Below are 13,844 nucleotides of genomic sequence, written 5' to 3' on the forward strand. Positions count from 1 at the left end.
CGCGGTGGAGGCCGGGCCCGGTCTCCCCGCTGGCCGGGTCCTGGTCGTGGACGACGACGCGGCGATCCGCCGCTCGCTCGGCCGCGCCCTGCGGCTGCGCGGTTTCACCGTCTCCGAGGCCGACGGGGGAGCAGCCGCCCTCGACCTGCTCAGCCGCACCCCGCCCGACGTGCTGGTTCTCGACATCTCCCTGCCGGACATCGACGGCATCGAGGTCTGCCGCACCCTGCGGGCCGGCGGTGACGACCTGCCCGTTCTCGTGCTGTCCGCGCTCGACGAGGTCGCCGACCGGGTCGCCGGGCTCCAGGCCGGCGCCGACGACTACCTCGTCAAACCCTTCGCGCTGGAAGAGCTGGTGCTGCGTCTGCACGCGCTGCTGCGCCGCCGCCCGCCCCGCCCCGACGACCAGGTACGTGCCTGCGGCCTGGCCCTCGACCCGGCCGCCCGAACCGCCACCCGCGACGGCGAACGCCTGGACCTCACCCGCCGAGAGTTCGAACTCCTGGAGGTCCTGGTCCGCAACGCCGGCCTCGTCCTCACCCGCGGCCAGCTCCTCGACCGCGTCTGGGGCTACGACTTCGACGTACGCAGCGACGCCGTCGACACCTTCGTCAGCTACCTGCGGCGCAAACTGGAGGCCGGCGGCCGTCCGCGCGTCCTGCACACCGTGCGCGGCGTGGGCTTCGTCCTGCGTCCCGCAGCTCCCGGCGACGGGAGCACCGGATGAGGCTCTCCACCCGGGTCGCGCTCGCCCTCGGCGTGGTCGTACCCCTGCTCGTACTCGCCTCGGGTTGGATCATGGTGCGGTTGGTCGGCCACGACGTGCACACGGCAGCCGACACCCACCTGCGGGAGCGGGCCGAGGCGGTACGGACGGAGGCCCGTGGTCTGCTGCGGGCCATGGCCGACGACCGTCCGGCCGGCGTCGAACAGGCACGGCCGCGCCGGACGTCGGCGTACGGGTCGTCCCGGTGACGGCGGCCGTGGTGGCCACGGTGTCCGGCGGGCCGCAGTCCCCGGCTTCGGTGGCGCTACGACGCCGACCTGGCTCGCCACCGATGCCGCGCACCGGCGCCGCGCCGGTAGCCGATGCCCCGCAGCAGTAGGTACGTCGAGGACTGGGCGACGGTCGGGGAGCCGACGACGCCCCTGTTCACGTGGCCGAGGATCTTGCCTTGGGCCACGCGCCCCGTTTCGACCGGGCGGGTGGTGGGCGCCCCCACGGCCAGGCCCGAGGCGTTCTCGACGCCCTCCGGCAGCCCGGAGCAGCTCAGGACGTGCGGCAGGCGGCTGGCACCCCGTGCCGTACCCCCGTGGTGTTGGACGGCCACCGGCACTCGGCCCGGCGTGCCCGAAGAGTCGACAGCCCGGCCGCCTTCCCGGGTGAGGGTGCGCTCGCGTAGGGGATTCCGCTTCTTCCCGCCGGATCCCGCCGCCGTCCCCGGACGGGTGCCCTCCGGTCGTCCCACCACGCCTTCCGCCGGTCGCGGACCCGATCCCCCTAGCCGCCGGTTCCCGGCGCACACCTCCGTCCGGGGCCCGCCGGGGAAGGCGCTAGGGGACGGTTAAGGGTGGGGCCGCCCGGCGGAAATCCCTAGGGTTCGAGAGCGGAGAATCAGTTACCGAAACCCATCTCATGAGGCCCGTGCCGGGTCTGATGGCGGGGGAAGGAACGGCGTGGAATCGTTGACCGAGGCTCTGTTGGAAGGCGCTCCTGGCGAGCACCCGCGCACACTCGACTTGCCGGGGGATTACCTGGCCGCCCGTCTGGGGGCCGAAGAGGTCGGAATGTTCGGGGGCGCCGAGGACAAAGACGTCCGCAAGCCACTCCACGTCGGCGCCGTGCCCATGCCGGAACTCGCTCCGGACGAAGTCGTCTTCGTCATGGCCAGTTCCGTCGACCACAACACCGTATGGTCGGCGACTTTCGAGCCGGTCCCGACTTTCGCCTTTCTCGAACGATTCGGCAGGACGGACGGATTCGCCGCCCGGCACGACCTGCCGTACCACGTCGTGGGCTCCGACGCGTCCGGTGTCGTGGTCCGGGCCGGGGCGGGCGTCAGGCGCTGGCGCCCCGGCGACCGGGTGGTCGTCAGCTGCGTCCAGATCGACGGCCAGGAGCCCGCCACGCACGACGACGCGATGCTCGGCGCCGGCCAGCGGATCCGGGACGCCGGCGGCATCCCGGTGGGCGTGGTCGGCTCGGAGCCCATGGACGAGCTGCTGCGCGGCCTCGGCTGCGACGTGGTGATCAACCGCGACGAGATCGGGCTCGGCGACGACCGGGTGGGCACCCCGGAGCAGACCGTCAAGAGCGGCAAGCGCCTCGGCCGGGCCATCCGCGCCCGGGTCGGGAGGACCCGCACGTCGTGTTCGACTTCGTCGGCCGGGCGACCGGCGGCATCTCGGTGTTCGTGGTCCGCAAGGGCGGCGTCGTGGTCACCTGCGGCTCCAGCACGGGATACCAGCACGAATTCGGCAACCGTTGTCTGTGGATGAATCTCAAGCGCGTCGTGGGCAGTCACGCGGCGAGTCTTCAGGAGCAGTCGGAATGCAACCGTCTCTTCGGCATCGGGATGCTGTCGCTCGTCCTTTCCGGTGTGTACCCCCTCCAGGAGGGCGCGGAGGCCGCACGGACGGTTCAGCTGAACCGTCATGTCGGCAAGCTGGGCGTGCTGTGCCTGGAGCCGGCTCCGGGTGACCGATCCCGAGAAGCGGGAGCGGATCGGTGTCCGCCGTCTGAATCCTTTTCGATGAATGTGGAGAAACGGGGATTTCGGAATGGCACAGCACGGCCACGGTGATCCTCCTCGCCCGGATCGCCGCCGAACTCTTCTCGGTGGGCGCGGTGCCGGCCAGGCCGCCGGCCCGGTCGCCGACGAGCCGGCAGAGTCCAGTGGTCGAGCGACGTGTACTGCGCCGCCCCGGCCACCGGCTCGCCGGCCACTGGCGGCAACTCGCCGCCGAGGACCCGCCAGGACGGGCCGGACCACAGCGGGATCGCGCACCTGGCTGCGCGATCCCTCGACGACACCCCCGCGGAGCCGTCGGCCCATGCCCCGCAGCACACCGGAATCTCGTGAAAGGGAGGCCCGTCATGACCGAGACGACGTCCGAGGTTGACCGCGAACTCGCGGCGAGCATTCTGCCGTTCGACGCCCTGGACCCGCAGTACCGCACCTACCCCTATCCCATTTACCAGAAGCTCCGCGAGGAGAAGGGCGACATATTCCGCACCCCCGGCGGCATGATCGCGGTGCTCAGCCACGAGGGGTGCCAGACGGTTCTGACCGACCCGCGGCTGGGCTACGGCGACGACCCGGTGGTCAAGGACCAGTTCAAGCCCAACCCCGACGGCCCGGCCGGCCGGCCGCTGATTTTCATGGACCCGCCGGACCACACCCGGGTCCGGGCCCTGGTCTCCCGGGCGTTCACCCCGCGGATGGTCGAGAAGATCCGGGCCCGGACCCGGGAGCTGGCCGTCGAGGCCTTCGCCGAGGCCCGCGCATCGGCCGTCGACGGGGTCGTCGACCTGATGGCGACCTTCGTCCGGCCGCTGCCCGGGCGGGTGCTGGACGCGCTGATCGACGTGCCGAAGCGGTACCACGCGGATTTCATCGGCATGTCCAACCTCAGCGGCCGCGGTCTGGACCCCGGTTTCCTGCTGACGGAGAAGGAGAAGCAGCAGCGCGACGAGGTCCGGGAGGGCTTCGTCTCGGCCGGCATGGAAATGGCGCGGGATCGGCGCGCCAACCCGGGCGACGACCTGATCAGCCAGCTGGTGATCGCGTACACCGAGCACGGCAAGCTCACCGAGATGGAACTCGGCATGACGCTGATGAACGTCCTGGCCGCCGGCTTCAACGCCACGGCGGGACTGATCGGCAATGCCTCGCTCGCCCTGCTGCGCCACCCCGAGCAGTACAAGTGGCTGCGGGAGAACCCGGACCGGATCGTGAGCGCGACCGAGGAACTGCTGCGGTTCGACTCGCCGTTGCAGATCGTCCCGCGCACCGCCTTCGAGGAGCTCGAGATCGGCGACGTCACCGTACAGCCGGGCGAGCACGTCGCCGCGGTGCTGGGCGCGGGCAACCACGACCCGAAGGCGTACGACGACCCGGACGTGCTGAACCTGGCCCGCCCGGCCGGCCAGAACCTCGGCTTCGGGCACGGCATCCACTTCTGCATCGCCGCGCCCATCGCCCGGATGACGGCGCACTATGCACTGGCCGAACTCGTCAAGCACGACGTGGAACTGACCGTGGAGGAGCCCGAGCGCTTCCCCGGGATGGTGCTGCGGACCCTGGGCGAACTGCCGGTCAGGCTCAGCTCCGCCGCGTGAGGAACCGCCCCCCGTCCGCCCGCCCTTGAGGTGTTTGAGGCGCTGTGCGACGGACACGGCCCCCGGACCGGCCCCGCGGTCGGCCCGGGGGCCGTCGGGCGCGGCCCTGTTCATCGGCATGATCGGCACCGGGGTCGGGTTGGTGGCCGTGACCGCCGGGATGTCCGTGGGCGGCTCGTTCTGGGTGGTCCTTCCCGGCATCGCCTTCTTCGGCCTGGCCGGTGGTGTCACCTGCGTCACCATGTTCGTCGCGGCCGGCACCGGCGTCGCCGCAGAGGAGCAGGGCGTGGCCTCCGGGCTCGCCGTCACCTCCCAGCAGGCCGGCGGCGCCATGGGGCTCGCCGGGCCGGTTCCTGATCACGGACCGTACGACGGCCCGCCCGGTCGCCCGCCGGGCTCCGGCCGCCGTACCGGCGTGCGGATGACAGGACTCCGCACGCCTCGGGGCTCATGGCACCGATCCCCCGTACGGTCGCACGAGCCCCTCTCAGCCGTCCTCCCGGTCGGAGGCCGGGCCCGCGCCGATGGGGTCCGCTCCGATGGGGTCCGCGCCGACCGGGCGGCCCGCTCCGACGTCCGCCCGTGAGCGGGCCCGCAGGCCGAGGCCGGCGTGCAGCTCGTCGGCGAGATCCGTGCGGTTCTTGACGTTGAGCTTGCGGTAGACCCGGGTCAGATGCTGCTCCACGGTGCTGGTCGTGACGAAGAGCTGGTGGGCGATCTGACGGTTGCTGTGCCCGCCGGCCGCGAGGGTGGCCACCCGCAACTCCGCGTCGCTGAGGGCGTCGGACCACTCACCGCCCTGCGCCGTCCCCGGTGGACGGTCTCCCGTGCCCCCCGCCGGTCCGGGCAGCAGCCGCTGCGGCAGCACGATCCCCAGGTCGTCCGCGAGATTCTGCGCCCGGCGCAGCGTCTGCCGGCTCTTGCTGTAGGCGCCCTGTTCCTGATGTGCCCAGCCCAGGTCGACCAGGATGTGCACCAGCTCCAGCAGGTCGTCGCTGTCCTGCGCGTGCTGCGTCGCCCTGGTGAGCGCCGATGTGCGGCCCTTCGGGGGACCGGCCGCGGCCAGCACCCGGAGGGTCGCGCCCAGCACCCGGTGCTGATCGGGTCCGGCCAGGGCCAGTTGCTCCTGGGCCAGTTCCCGGGCCTGTCTGGTGTCCCCGCACCGGACCAGCGCGAGCGCCGCGTCGCCACGCCAGGGGATGACGGCGGGGACGTCCTGCTTCCACCGGTCGGCCATCCGCCCGATCGTGCGGAAGTCCCCCAGCGCCGCCCGCGGTTGGCCGGTCGCCAGCAGATAGTGGCCGCGGGCCCGGAGGTAGAACATCCCGATCGGGGTGCGCAACAGGGCCTCGGGCACGGGTTCCTTCAGCAGGGTCAGCGCCTCGTCGTACCGCCCCTGCGCGGTCAGCGCCTGGAGGGCGGCTCCCACGGGAAACCCGATCGCCACCCCCCAGCTCTCCAGCGAGACCGTGTCGAGCGCCCGGTGGGCGCGGAGTTCGGCCGTCCGGACATCGCCGTTGCGCAGCGCGACCAGCGCCTGCACGGTGAGCAGCATGCCGTGCCACACCGGGGCGGACCGCCCCTCGGCCTCGGCGGCGAGGGCGTCGGCCCAGTGCCGGGCCTCCGGGAGACGGTCGTTCAGCCACAGGGTGACCAGCGCCGCCATCAGGGACGGGAAGGTCTGCTCGGTCAGCGGGTTCCGGTACAGGGTCTGAAGCGCGTCGGCCACCGTGTCGGGGCCGGGCCCGGCCGTCAGCACACCGCGCACCGTGGCCACGGCGCCGGGGTGCGGCGAGACCGCGGACGCGGAGTGGGCGTCCATGACGGCGTCGCCCGCTCCCGGGCCGCCGCCGGTCGCCGGATAGAGCAGGTCGAGCCAGAGCCTGGACATCCCCAACTGCGCGAGGGCCTCCGTGTCCTGCGCGGTGCCGGCCCTGCGTTCCGCCTCCTCCAGTACCGTCCGGGCCTCCTCCTCGTTGCCGAACCACATCAGCCCGTGGACCGGCAGCGCCATGGCCTGCCCGGACAGTGCCCCCGTCCGGGCGGCGTCGGCCAGTTCGGGGAGCCGGCGGGCGGCCAGCGAGGGGTCTTTGCGCCACTCGGTGCGCAGCAGCAGCGCCAGGGTGCGGGCATGGGTGTGCGGAGCGGTGGGATGACGGCCCAGCAGGCGCAGACACCTGAGTGCAAGGTCGTGGTCGCCGTCGGCGAGCCCCTGTTCGGCGGCCTGCTGGAGCAGCGGTACGGCGCAGTGCGAGTCGATCCGGTCGGCCGCGATGAGCAGCCGGGCGGTGACGACCACGGAGGCACCCACCGTGCACAGTACGTCCGCGGTGCGCACGTACAGGTCGCTCCGCTCGCGCGGGACCATCCCGGTGAGCACCGCTGCCCCGATCTCCGGGTGCCGCAGCTCCCTCCCCGCCACGATGCCCGTCGCGTTCAGGGAATCAAGGGTCTGCACCGTGGTCTCGACGTCCCATCCCACGAGCTGGCTCAGCAGGTCGTCGGGCAGCGGGCGGTCCAGTACGGCCAACTGGCGGACGAGCGTCAGCATCGCCGGATCGCAGCGGTACAGGCAGTGGAGCACCGCCCGGCGGAATCCCGCCCCGACGACGGCCCGCGGCCGGTCCTCGGACGACGCGGGCTCGGGGTTGTCCTCGGCCAGTCCGCGGACCAGGTGCGGGTTCCCACCGGAGAGCGTGTGGATCTCGGCGCTCAGCCCGCGCGCCGCCTGCGGGCTGAGCCGCTCGGCCAGCAGCGCTTCGACACCCCCGGGCGTCAGCGGCTCCAGCCGCAGCCACCGCGACCGGGGCTCGGGCGGCAGCTCCGCCAGCAGCAACGCGGTGGAAGGCCCGGGCTGCGGTGTCTCGTTCAGCACGACGAGCAGCCGCGACGCCGGCAGCCGTCCGATGACGGCCGACAGGCAGCGCAGGGACGGAACGTCCGCGTACTGGACGTCGTCGATCCCGATGATCACCGGCTGGTCGCTGTGCTCGATCAGATCGAGCAGGACGAAACACAGACCGTGGAAGAGCTGCGGCAGGATCTCGTCGGTGGCGGCCGTGCTCTGCGCCTCGCGCAGCAGCCGGTTGACGCGGACGCCCGGTTCGCCGGAGATCCGGGCGGACCGGAAGAGCTGGGCCAGCACCCCGAACGGCACTTCCCGCTCGGCCCCGTAGGCCAGGGCCGTCAGCCGGACGGCGGCGCGGGCGTCCGGATGGCGGGTGAAGGTGTGCAGCAGCTCGGTCTTGCCGTGGCCGGCCGCGCCGCTGACCACGACGACCCCGCTTCTGCCTCGGCGGGTTTCGGCGAGCAGTGCCAGGAGGGAGGACAGCTGGGCGTCACGCTCGTACAGCGCTTGAGGATCTGCGGTACGGGCTTCAAATAATCCCGTACCGGCAGAACCGGTCCACGTGCTGGTAATCAATCTTGCCCCCCGGCCTTAGGACGCAGTCTCGACTATCTCGGCGAACATTAAGAGTCAAATGCCGGTCTCCCGATCTGTCAATGATTTTTCATGGGAGACGAGATCGCTGCGGGGCGCGTTCCGGTCGCCGCGCGTCGGTGCGCTCTTCGCCTCGGTCCGGTCGCCGCCGTCGGTGGGGCCCTTCATCGTACGGGCTCGCCGACATGCCCGGTGACCCGGGGAAGACCGGGGCCGGAAGGCAAGACGGTATCCGGCTCGAAGTGCGGATCAAGGATCGTCGTGCGGTTTCGGGAGGCGAAACACAACCTTAACGTGCCATGCGTGAGGGGCATTCCCCGAGGGGTCGACGGCGTCGGCGGCGGCGTCCGGTGGGAAGGGGGGAGTCGAGATGTCCGGTGCACCGGCACGAGAAAGAAGGCCGGAATTGTTCGCGGCGATGGCGGATTTCGGGCCGTGATGTGTGTCACTACCGCTCCGGGACGTGCGGCACGGCTGTTCCGAGGTGGTCGGCAGGGGGGTGCGAGCGACCGTGTGCCGACGCCCGCAGTAGGATGAGGCTCTGGTGGTGCATGGGTTCCCGCGGGGAGGGGCGGACGGGACCGGTCGCGCCATGAATCCTCCAGCCGACGTCTTCGGTCTCCCGCATGGGTCGTGAAACAGTCCTGTCGTCCCCAATCCTCTCGACCGTGTTTCCCCGGGAGCGCCCTGCGGGAGAGAACCTCTGCATTTCAGGTGGGAGTCCTGGTGTTACTGTCTGGCTGCGCATTTCTCTCCGATTCCTGGGTTGCCGGCTCTTTCGACTGCGGGTCAGGAGCCGAACCGCCCGGCATCGGGCTTGCGTGCACCGTCGCACCGGCCGTGATCAAAGCGGTAGATGTATACGAAATAGGCTCATTCCCGTGTGTCGCGATCGGCGACTCGCCTCGCTGCTTGCCTGCCGAACAGTATTCGGAGCCCAGGATAGCCGTGATCGATGCCAAACCTTTGGACTCGTGGGTCACGGGGTCGCGGGTTCGAATCCTGTCGCCCCGACCTCGCGGCCAGTGGGCTCGTCGCCGACGAGGGGCCCTGAATGCGTCGGTGGGACAGGTGACGGTACGGTGACGGCAGTTGCGCGCGGGAAAGCAAACGGAATTGATCCATCGGGTTTCCCGGCCGCCGCTTCGGTGTCCGTGGCGCGCACCGCCGCCAGGTGACGTCACGCGCGGTGGGCGGCACGAGGCGAGTCGCCAGTCGGCCCTCACCGACCCGGCTCGGCCCCGGACGTTCGATCTGCTGCTTCCGGCATATTCCGCCAGACGTCCTGGTGAGCGCTGCTGTCGGTGCACGCTCACCCGTTGTGGACAGGTCGGCTGCCGGGGACGGGTCTGCGCGGTGCTCGGTGGACCGGCCGAGCCGCCGGACGCCGGTACGGCGCCGAACTCCATGTTGGGTTCACAAGGGAGGACCCTGACCGTGACGCCTGGCCGCCGCAGTGCGACGATGCTGCGATCGCGAAGCGGAGGCTTCGGGCGGCAAGGCGGGTGGTGCCGGGGAACCGGCCGGCCGACAGCCGAAGGGGCGACCGCGGCGGGCGCCAGGCACCGGACGTGACGCCCGGGATGCTCCGCTCACCGGCGATGCCGTCCGGCAGCCGTTGGGAGAGGGGAGTGGGCGGATGAGGCTGTCGACCCGGATCGCCCTGGCGGTGGGCGTCCTCGTGCCACTGCTGGTGCTCGCCTCCGGGTGGATCATGGTCCGCCTGGTGACGGGCGACGTGCACCGGCAGGCGGACGTGCATCTGCGCCAGCGTGCCTCCGACGTCCAACGGCAGGCCCGCGACCTGCTGCGGGCCATGGCCAACGACCGTCCGGCGAGCGTGGAGGAGGCCCGCAGACGCAGGCTCTTCAGCGCCGCGCTCGACGTCGGCATCCGCGTCACCGGCCCCCAGGGAACGGTTTCCGGCGGGCCCCAGCCCGCTGACTCCGTGCCGCTGCCGTCCGTTCGGAGCGCCGCCCGGCCAATCACTCTTCGTGCCGGACACCAGAGCTGGCGGGTGCTGGCCGTGCCGGTCCGCGGGGCCAGGCCCGCCGCGTCCGGCATGCTGTGGCTGTTCAGCAGCGACACCGCGGGCCAGTCGGAGATCGACCAGGTGCGGCGCCGGGTGCTGACCGTGGCGCTCCTGACCGCTCCCCTCGCCGGCGGCCTGGCATGGTTTGCGGCAGCCCGGGTGTCCCGCCCGCTGCTCCTCCTCCAGCGACGCGCCAGCGGCATCGACCCCCGCACCAGCAAGGCCCGCCTCGACCACGCTCCGACCCGGGTGCCGGAGATCGACGACCTGGCCCGCACCCTGCAAACCCTTTTGGCCCGCTATGACCAGCAGGCCGTCCGCACCGCCGACGCGCTGGAAACCGCCCGATCGTTCTCCGCGGCCGCGTCCCACGAACTGCGGACCCCCTTGATGAGCATGCGGATAAATCTGGATGTACTGGACGGCGATCCGCTGCCCGACCCGGCAGAGCAAGCCGAAGTCGTCGCCGACCTGCGAGCCGCGCACGAACGGCTCCTCGGCTTGCTCGTCATGCTGCGTACCCTCGCCCAAGGCGACCTGGTCGAGGCCGACGCGTTCGTACCCGGCGACCTCGCCGAACTCGTGGACGCGGCCGTACGCGACCTGCGCCGTGACTACCCGCAGGCCCACATTGAGACCGTCGCACCCGGCCCCTGCGTGATCCAGATGTGGCCGCCGGGCCTGCGCTCGGCCGTCGACAACCTGCTCACCAACGCGATTGTGCACGGCGCAGGTCCCGTCGAGGTCTCGCTCCAGCCCTCCCCGGACGGGACCGCGGTACGCCTCACCGTCGCCGATCACGGCCCGGGCATACCCCCGGCCGCCCGCCACGTCGTCTTCCACCGCTTCCACCGCCGCCCCGACAGCCTCGGTTCCGGCCTTGGCCTGGCCCTGGTCGGCCAGCAAGGAGCCCTGCACGGTGGCGCCGTCACGGTCACGGACCGAACCGACGGCCGTCCCGGCGCGTGCTTCGTCCTCGACCTTCCACGAGCCAAGGGCGTATCGACCTTGCCCCGTCAACGCGACTGGCTGACCGGCGCTACGACGGCTTCATACGCGGCGAGGCGCATATGATCGGGCCCTACTCCAGTCGCAGTTTGCTGTCTGTGCTGGTCAGGGCTGTTCTCTGCGGTATGGCCGACTGGCGCACCGTCAGGTTGAGTGAGTTTGTGACGTCGGGTGCGACGGTGAGTGCGGCGGCGGGCGACGGCCTGGTGCCGTCACCACGAGGACCAGCTCAGCGTGTGGCCGGGTGCCGGGTGCCGTCGTCCGGGACGGCGGACCGTTTTCCGGCCGTGGCCCCAGGGCTCGTACCTCCGCCGGAACCCCGAGCCGACCGGCGCGAGGTCCACAAGGTTTCCACAAAGAGCATTCCTACGCTGCGGGGGACCCGGGCACGGGCGAGCCGTAGGAATGTCGGAGGAGAAACCCCATGCGTACCACGCGTAACGCGCTGGCGGCGGCGACAGCCGCCATCGCCTTGGTGGCGGCCACCGCCGGAAGCGCCGCCGCGGACAGCCGTGAGTCGGGACTGCCCTCCGCGAGGGCGAAGGACCGGGCGCTGTGCAAGCGGGTACCGCGGATCGACGCGCGGATCGACCGGGCGCTGCGGCGGCTCAACGGGCCGGCCACGGTGCGGGGTTCGGTGGCGCGGCTGCAGAAGCGGGTGGACAACGCGGCGGCGGCGGGCAACACCGTCGTGGAGACGTACCTCAAGGACAAGCTGGCCTTCCGGAAGTCCCTCGTGCCGATGCTGAACCAGCGCAGCACGGATCTGGACGCCGTACGGACGTGGTGCGGCACGCGGCACCAGGGCGCGGGCACACCGGAGACCGCCAAGTGACCGGCCGGATCAGGGGCTTCGCGGTGCTGCCGGCGGTGGCGCTCGCCGCGCTGCTGGTCGCCGGGTGCGGGCAGGACGACCGGGGCGGGGCGTCGCCCGGGAGTACGCCGTCGGCGCCATCCGTCTCCGACCTCGCCCATCTGCGCCAGCTCGTCGACGACGCGGATTCGGCCGCCGCCGCGGCCGAGTCGGACGCGGCCGCGGACAAGTGAGCGGTCGCGCGGGCTACTTGGCGTCCAGGTAGCACTCCACCGCGTGCGTTTCCAGGGGGAACGACACCGCCGTGGCGCCGAAGACCAGGCGGCGGGCCTCGTCGCCCGCCGCCGTCACCGCCGCTTCGACCGCGGTCGCGAGGTGGACGGGCGTGTGCACGATCACCTCGTCGTGCTGGAAGAACACCAGCCGGGGTTCGGGGCCGATCGCGGTGAGCCGTCGCCGCAGTGCCGCGAGCATGGCCAGCGCCCAGTCCGCCGCACTGGCCTGGATGACGAAGTTACGGGTGAACCGCCCCCAGGAGCGGGCCGCGCGCCGGTCGGGGGAGGCGCCGTCACCGGGGTCGGCGGTCTCGTCGAGGAAACGGTCGGCGGACGGCGCCGGGGACGTGCGGCCGAGCTGCGAGCGTACGGTGCCGCCCGCCTCGCCGGTGCGGGCCGCGGACTCCACCAGGGCCAGCGCGGTGGGAAAACGGCGCCGCATCACCGCGAGGAGCTGGCTCGCCTCGCCGCTGGTCTGCCCGTACATCGCAGCGAGCAGCCCGACCTTGGCGCGCGGGCGGTCACCGGCGAAGGCGTCCCGGGCCAGCGCCGCGTAGAGGTCGCCGTCGCCCGCGGCCCGGGCGAGTCCCGCGTCGCCGGACATCGCCGCCAGCACACGCGGCTCCAACTGCCCGGCGTCGGCGACGACGAGACGGTGCCCGGGGTCGGCGACCACCGCGGCCCGCAGCGGCCGGGGGATCTGCAGCGCTCCGCCGCCACGCGTCGCCCACCGCCCGGAGACGACGCCGCCGACCACGTACTCGGGCCGGAACCTGCCGTCGCGCACCCATGTCTCCCGCCAGGCCCAGCCGTGGGCGGTGTGGATCCGGGAGAGCTCCTTGTACCGGAGCAGGAGCGCGGCGGCCGGGTGGTCCACGCCGCGCAACTCGTACGAGCGGGTGGACCTCAGGTGCACGCCGGCCCGGGCGAAGGCGGGCAGCATCTGGGCGGGGGAGTCGGGGTTCACCGGGTGGCCGAGGCAGTCCTGGATACGCCGGGCGAGGTCGCCCAGGAGCGCCGGTCGCGCGCCGGGCGACGGGCGGGGGCCGAGCAGGCCGGTGAGGAGTTCGTCGTGGACGGCGGCGCTCCAGGGCAGCCCGTCGCGGCCCATCTCCACCGCGGCGAGGGCGCCCGCGGACTCGGCCGCGCACAGCAGTCGCATCCGGTCCGGGCGCTCACCGCCGGCGATCCGCCGCTGCTGGGCCGCGTGTACGGCGATCAGGGCGGTCAACGGGTCCACATCCGGCGGCAGGCGGTGGCGGTCCGCGGTGAAGAGTACGGGCTGGTCGTCGGTGCCGGGCTCCGGGGCGTCCTCGGGCTCGGGCCGCCCGTCGAGCCGCGCCCACGCGGCGCCGAGCGACCGGGGGCGGCCGTGCCGTCCCTCCTGGCCGAGCAGCAGCGATTCGACCAGCTTCATGTCGTGGCAGCGGGCGAGGCGGGGCGCGCCGCGGTCCAGCAGCCACGGGTAGGTCTCGTCCGTGGCGACCCACACCCAGCGTGGGCCCTCGGCCGCTTCCCGGCGCGCGACCTCCGCGGCCAGGTCCGGTACGACGAGTTCCGGCCCCGCCGCTGTCCCGTCCTCCGCGACGGCGCGCAACCGTCCGCCCGACCCAACCGGATCGGCCACCACGGCAAGCCGCCCTGCGACGGCTTCGGCTCTCCCCACGCCCCGAGCGTAAGCGCCCCCACCGACAGCGCCGCCGGACGTACGGGAGCGGGGTCTTCCGGGGGCCGCGGAGGCGTTGGGGGCTCTCCGCTGCAGCCCGGGGGCGGTGGGTCGTGGTACATGCGGGAAAAGGGGGACTGGTCGCCCGGGGTGGGGTCCACCCACCGGTGGCCGGCGCGGTCCGGCGCCGCCGGGATGCTCGCCGTCGTGGCGGGAAGAACCGGCCGGCCCGGCTTCGCGACGCGGACGCGGGGTCTTCCGCTGC

At 72.5% G+C, this 13,844-nt stretch carries 11 protein-coding genes; 8 read left to right on the forward strand and 3 right to left on the reverse strand.

The genetic code is table 11. The annotated features are described in order from the left end of the window. Nucleotides 1–4 precede the first annotated feature (4 nt). Nucleotides 5–727 carry a response regulator transcription factor gene (locus VIW71_RS11935; protein ID WP_331622130.1) on the forward strand — a complete coding sequence of 241 codons (723 nt, stop codon included), beginning with the start codon at nucleotides 5–7 and terminating at the stop codon, nucleotides 725–727. Next, complete coding sequence (locus tag VIW71_RS11940) at nucleotides 724–975, forward strand: hypothetical protein (protein ID WP_331622082.1); 252 nt, start codon at nucleotides 724–726, stop codon at nucleotides 973–975. The genes VIW71_RS11935 and VIW71_RS11940 overlap by 4 nt, the downstream gene beginning before the upstream one ends. Before the next feature lie 56 nt (nucleotides 976–1,031). Here VIW71_RS11940 and VIW71_RS11945 read toward each other — a convergent pair whose 3' ends face one another. Beyond that, entirely contained in the window at nucleotides 1,032–1,331 is a 300-nt protein-coding gene (locus tag VIW71_RS11945) for a hypothetical protein (protein WP_331622083.1), read from the reverse strand. A gap of 346 nt (nucleotides 1,332–1,677) precedes the next feature. Between VIW71_RS11945 and VIW71_RS11950 the strand changes: the two genes are divergently transcribed. The 3 genes from VIW71_RS11950 (at nucleotide 1,678) to VIW71_RS11960 (ending at nucleotide 4,342) form a co-directional block, all read left to right on the forward strand. Beyond that, nucleotides 1,678–2,499 (forward strand): alcohol dehydrogenase catalytic domain-containing protein, encoded by an 822-nt coding sequence (locus VIW71_RS11950; RefSeq protein WP_331622084.1) that lies wholly within the window; start codon nucleotides 1,678–1,680, stop codon nucleotides 2,497–2,499. Further along, nucleotides 2,415–2,804 carry a hypothetical protein gene (locus VIW71_RS11955; RefSeq protein WP_331622131.1) on the forward strand — a complete coding sequence of 130 codons (390 nt, stop codon included), beginning with the start codon at nucleotides 2,415–2,417 and terminating at the stop codon, nucleotides 2,802–2,804. Before VIW71_RS11950 ends, VIW71_RS11955 begins: the two co-directional genes overlap by 85 nt. 293 nt (nucleotides 2,805–3,097) lie before the next feature. Continuing rightward, on the forward strand, nucleotides 3,098–4,342 hold the full coding sequence (locus tag VIW71_RS11960) for a cytochrome P450 (protein ID WP_331622085.1): 1,245 nt from the start codon (nucleotides 3,098–3,100) through the stop codon (nucleotides 4,340–4,342). 487 nt (nucleotides 4,343–4,829) lie between these two features. Here VIW71_RS11960 and VIW71_RS11965 read toward each other — a convergent pair whose 3' ends face one another. Further along, entirely contained in the window at nucleotides 4,830–7,766 is a 2,937-nt protein-coding gene (locus VIW71_RS11965) for a helix-turn-helix transcriptional regulator (RefSeq protein ID WP_331622086.1), read from the reverse strand. 1,657 nt (nucleotides 7,767–9,423) lie between these two features. Between VIW71_RS11965 and VIW71_RS11970 the strand changes: the two genes are divergently transcribed. The 3 genes from VIW71_RS11970 to VIW71_RS11980 all read left to right on the forward strand — a co-directional run bounded on the left by VIW71_RS11970 (nucleotide 9,424) and on the right by VIW71_RS11980 (nucleotide 11,871). Further along, nucleotides 9,424–10,890: a sensor histidine kinase gene (locus VIW71_RS11970; protein WP_331622087.1), complete on the forward strand. Its 1,467-nt coding sequence runs from the start codon at nucleotides 9,424–9,426 to the stop codon at nucleotides 10,888–10,890. A 358-nt stretch (nucleotides 10,891–11,248) separates the two neighbouring features. Continuing rightward, nucleotides 11,249–11,659: a hypothetical protein gene (locus VIW71_RS11975; RefSeq protein WP_331622088.1), complete on the forward strand. Its 411-nt coding sequence runs from the start codon at nucleotides 11,249–11,251 to the stop codon at nucleotides 11,657–11,659. After that, a complete protein-coding gene (locus VIW71_RS11980) occupies nucleotides 11,656–11,871 on the forward strand; it encodes a hypothetical protein (RefSeq protein WP_331622089.1) in 216 nt (71 codons plus the stop codon). Before VIW71_RS11975 ends, VIW71_RS11980 begins: the two co-directional genes overlap by 4 nt. Nucleotides 11,872–11,884: 13 nt before the next feature. On the opposite strand, the gene VIW71_RS11985 is transcribed toward VIW71_RS11980, so the two are convergent. Further along, nucleotides 11,885–13,579, reverse strand: a complete 1,695-nt coding sequence (locus VIW71_RS11985; protein WP_331622090.1) for a bifunctional 3'-5' exonuclease/DNA polymerase — start codon at nucleotides 13,577–13,579, stop codon at nucleotides 11,885–11,887. Nucleotides 13,580–13,844 lie beyond the last annotated feature (265 nt).

Source organism: Streptomyces sp. (assembly GCF_036524955.1).
Classification (GTDB): domain Bacteria; phylum Actinomycetota; class Actinomycetes; order Streptomycetales; family Streptomycetaceae; genus Actinacidiphila.

Excerpts from the sequence above, each read along its gene's own strand:
- VIW71_RS11960 (WP_331622085.1), top strand. The coding sequence starts at position 3,098 with ATGACCGAGACGACGTCCGAGGTTGACCGCGAACTCGCGGCGAGCATT.
- VIW71_RS11975 (WP_331622088.1), top strand. The coding sequence starts at position 11,249 with ATGCGTACCACGCGTAACGCGCTGGCGGCGGCGACAGCCGCCATCGCC.
- VIW71_RS11970 (WP_331622087.1), top strand. The coding sequence starts at position 9,424 with ATGAGGCTGTCGACCCGGATCGCCCTGGCGGTGGGCGTCCTCGTGCCA.
- VIW71_RS11940 (WP_331622082.1), top strand. The coding sequence starts at position 724 with ATGAGGCTCTCCACCCGGGTCGCGCTCGCCCTCGGCGTGGTCGTACCC.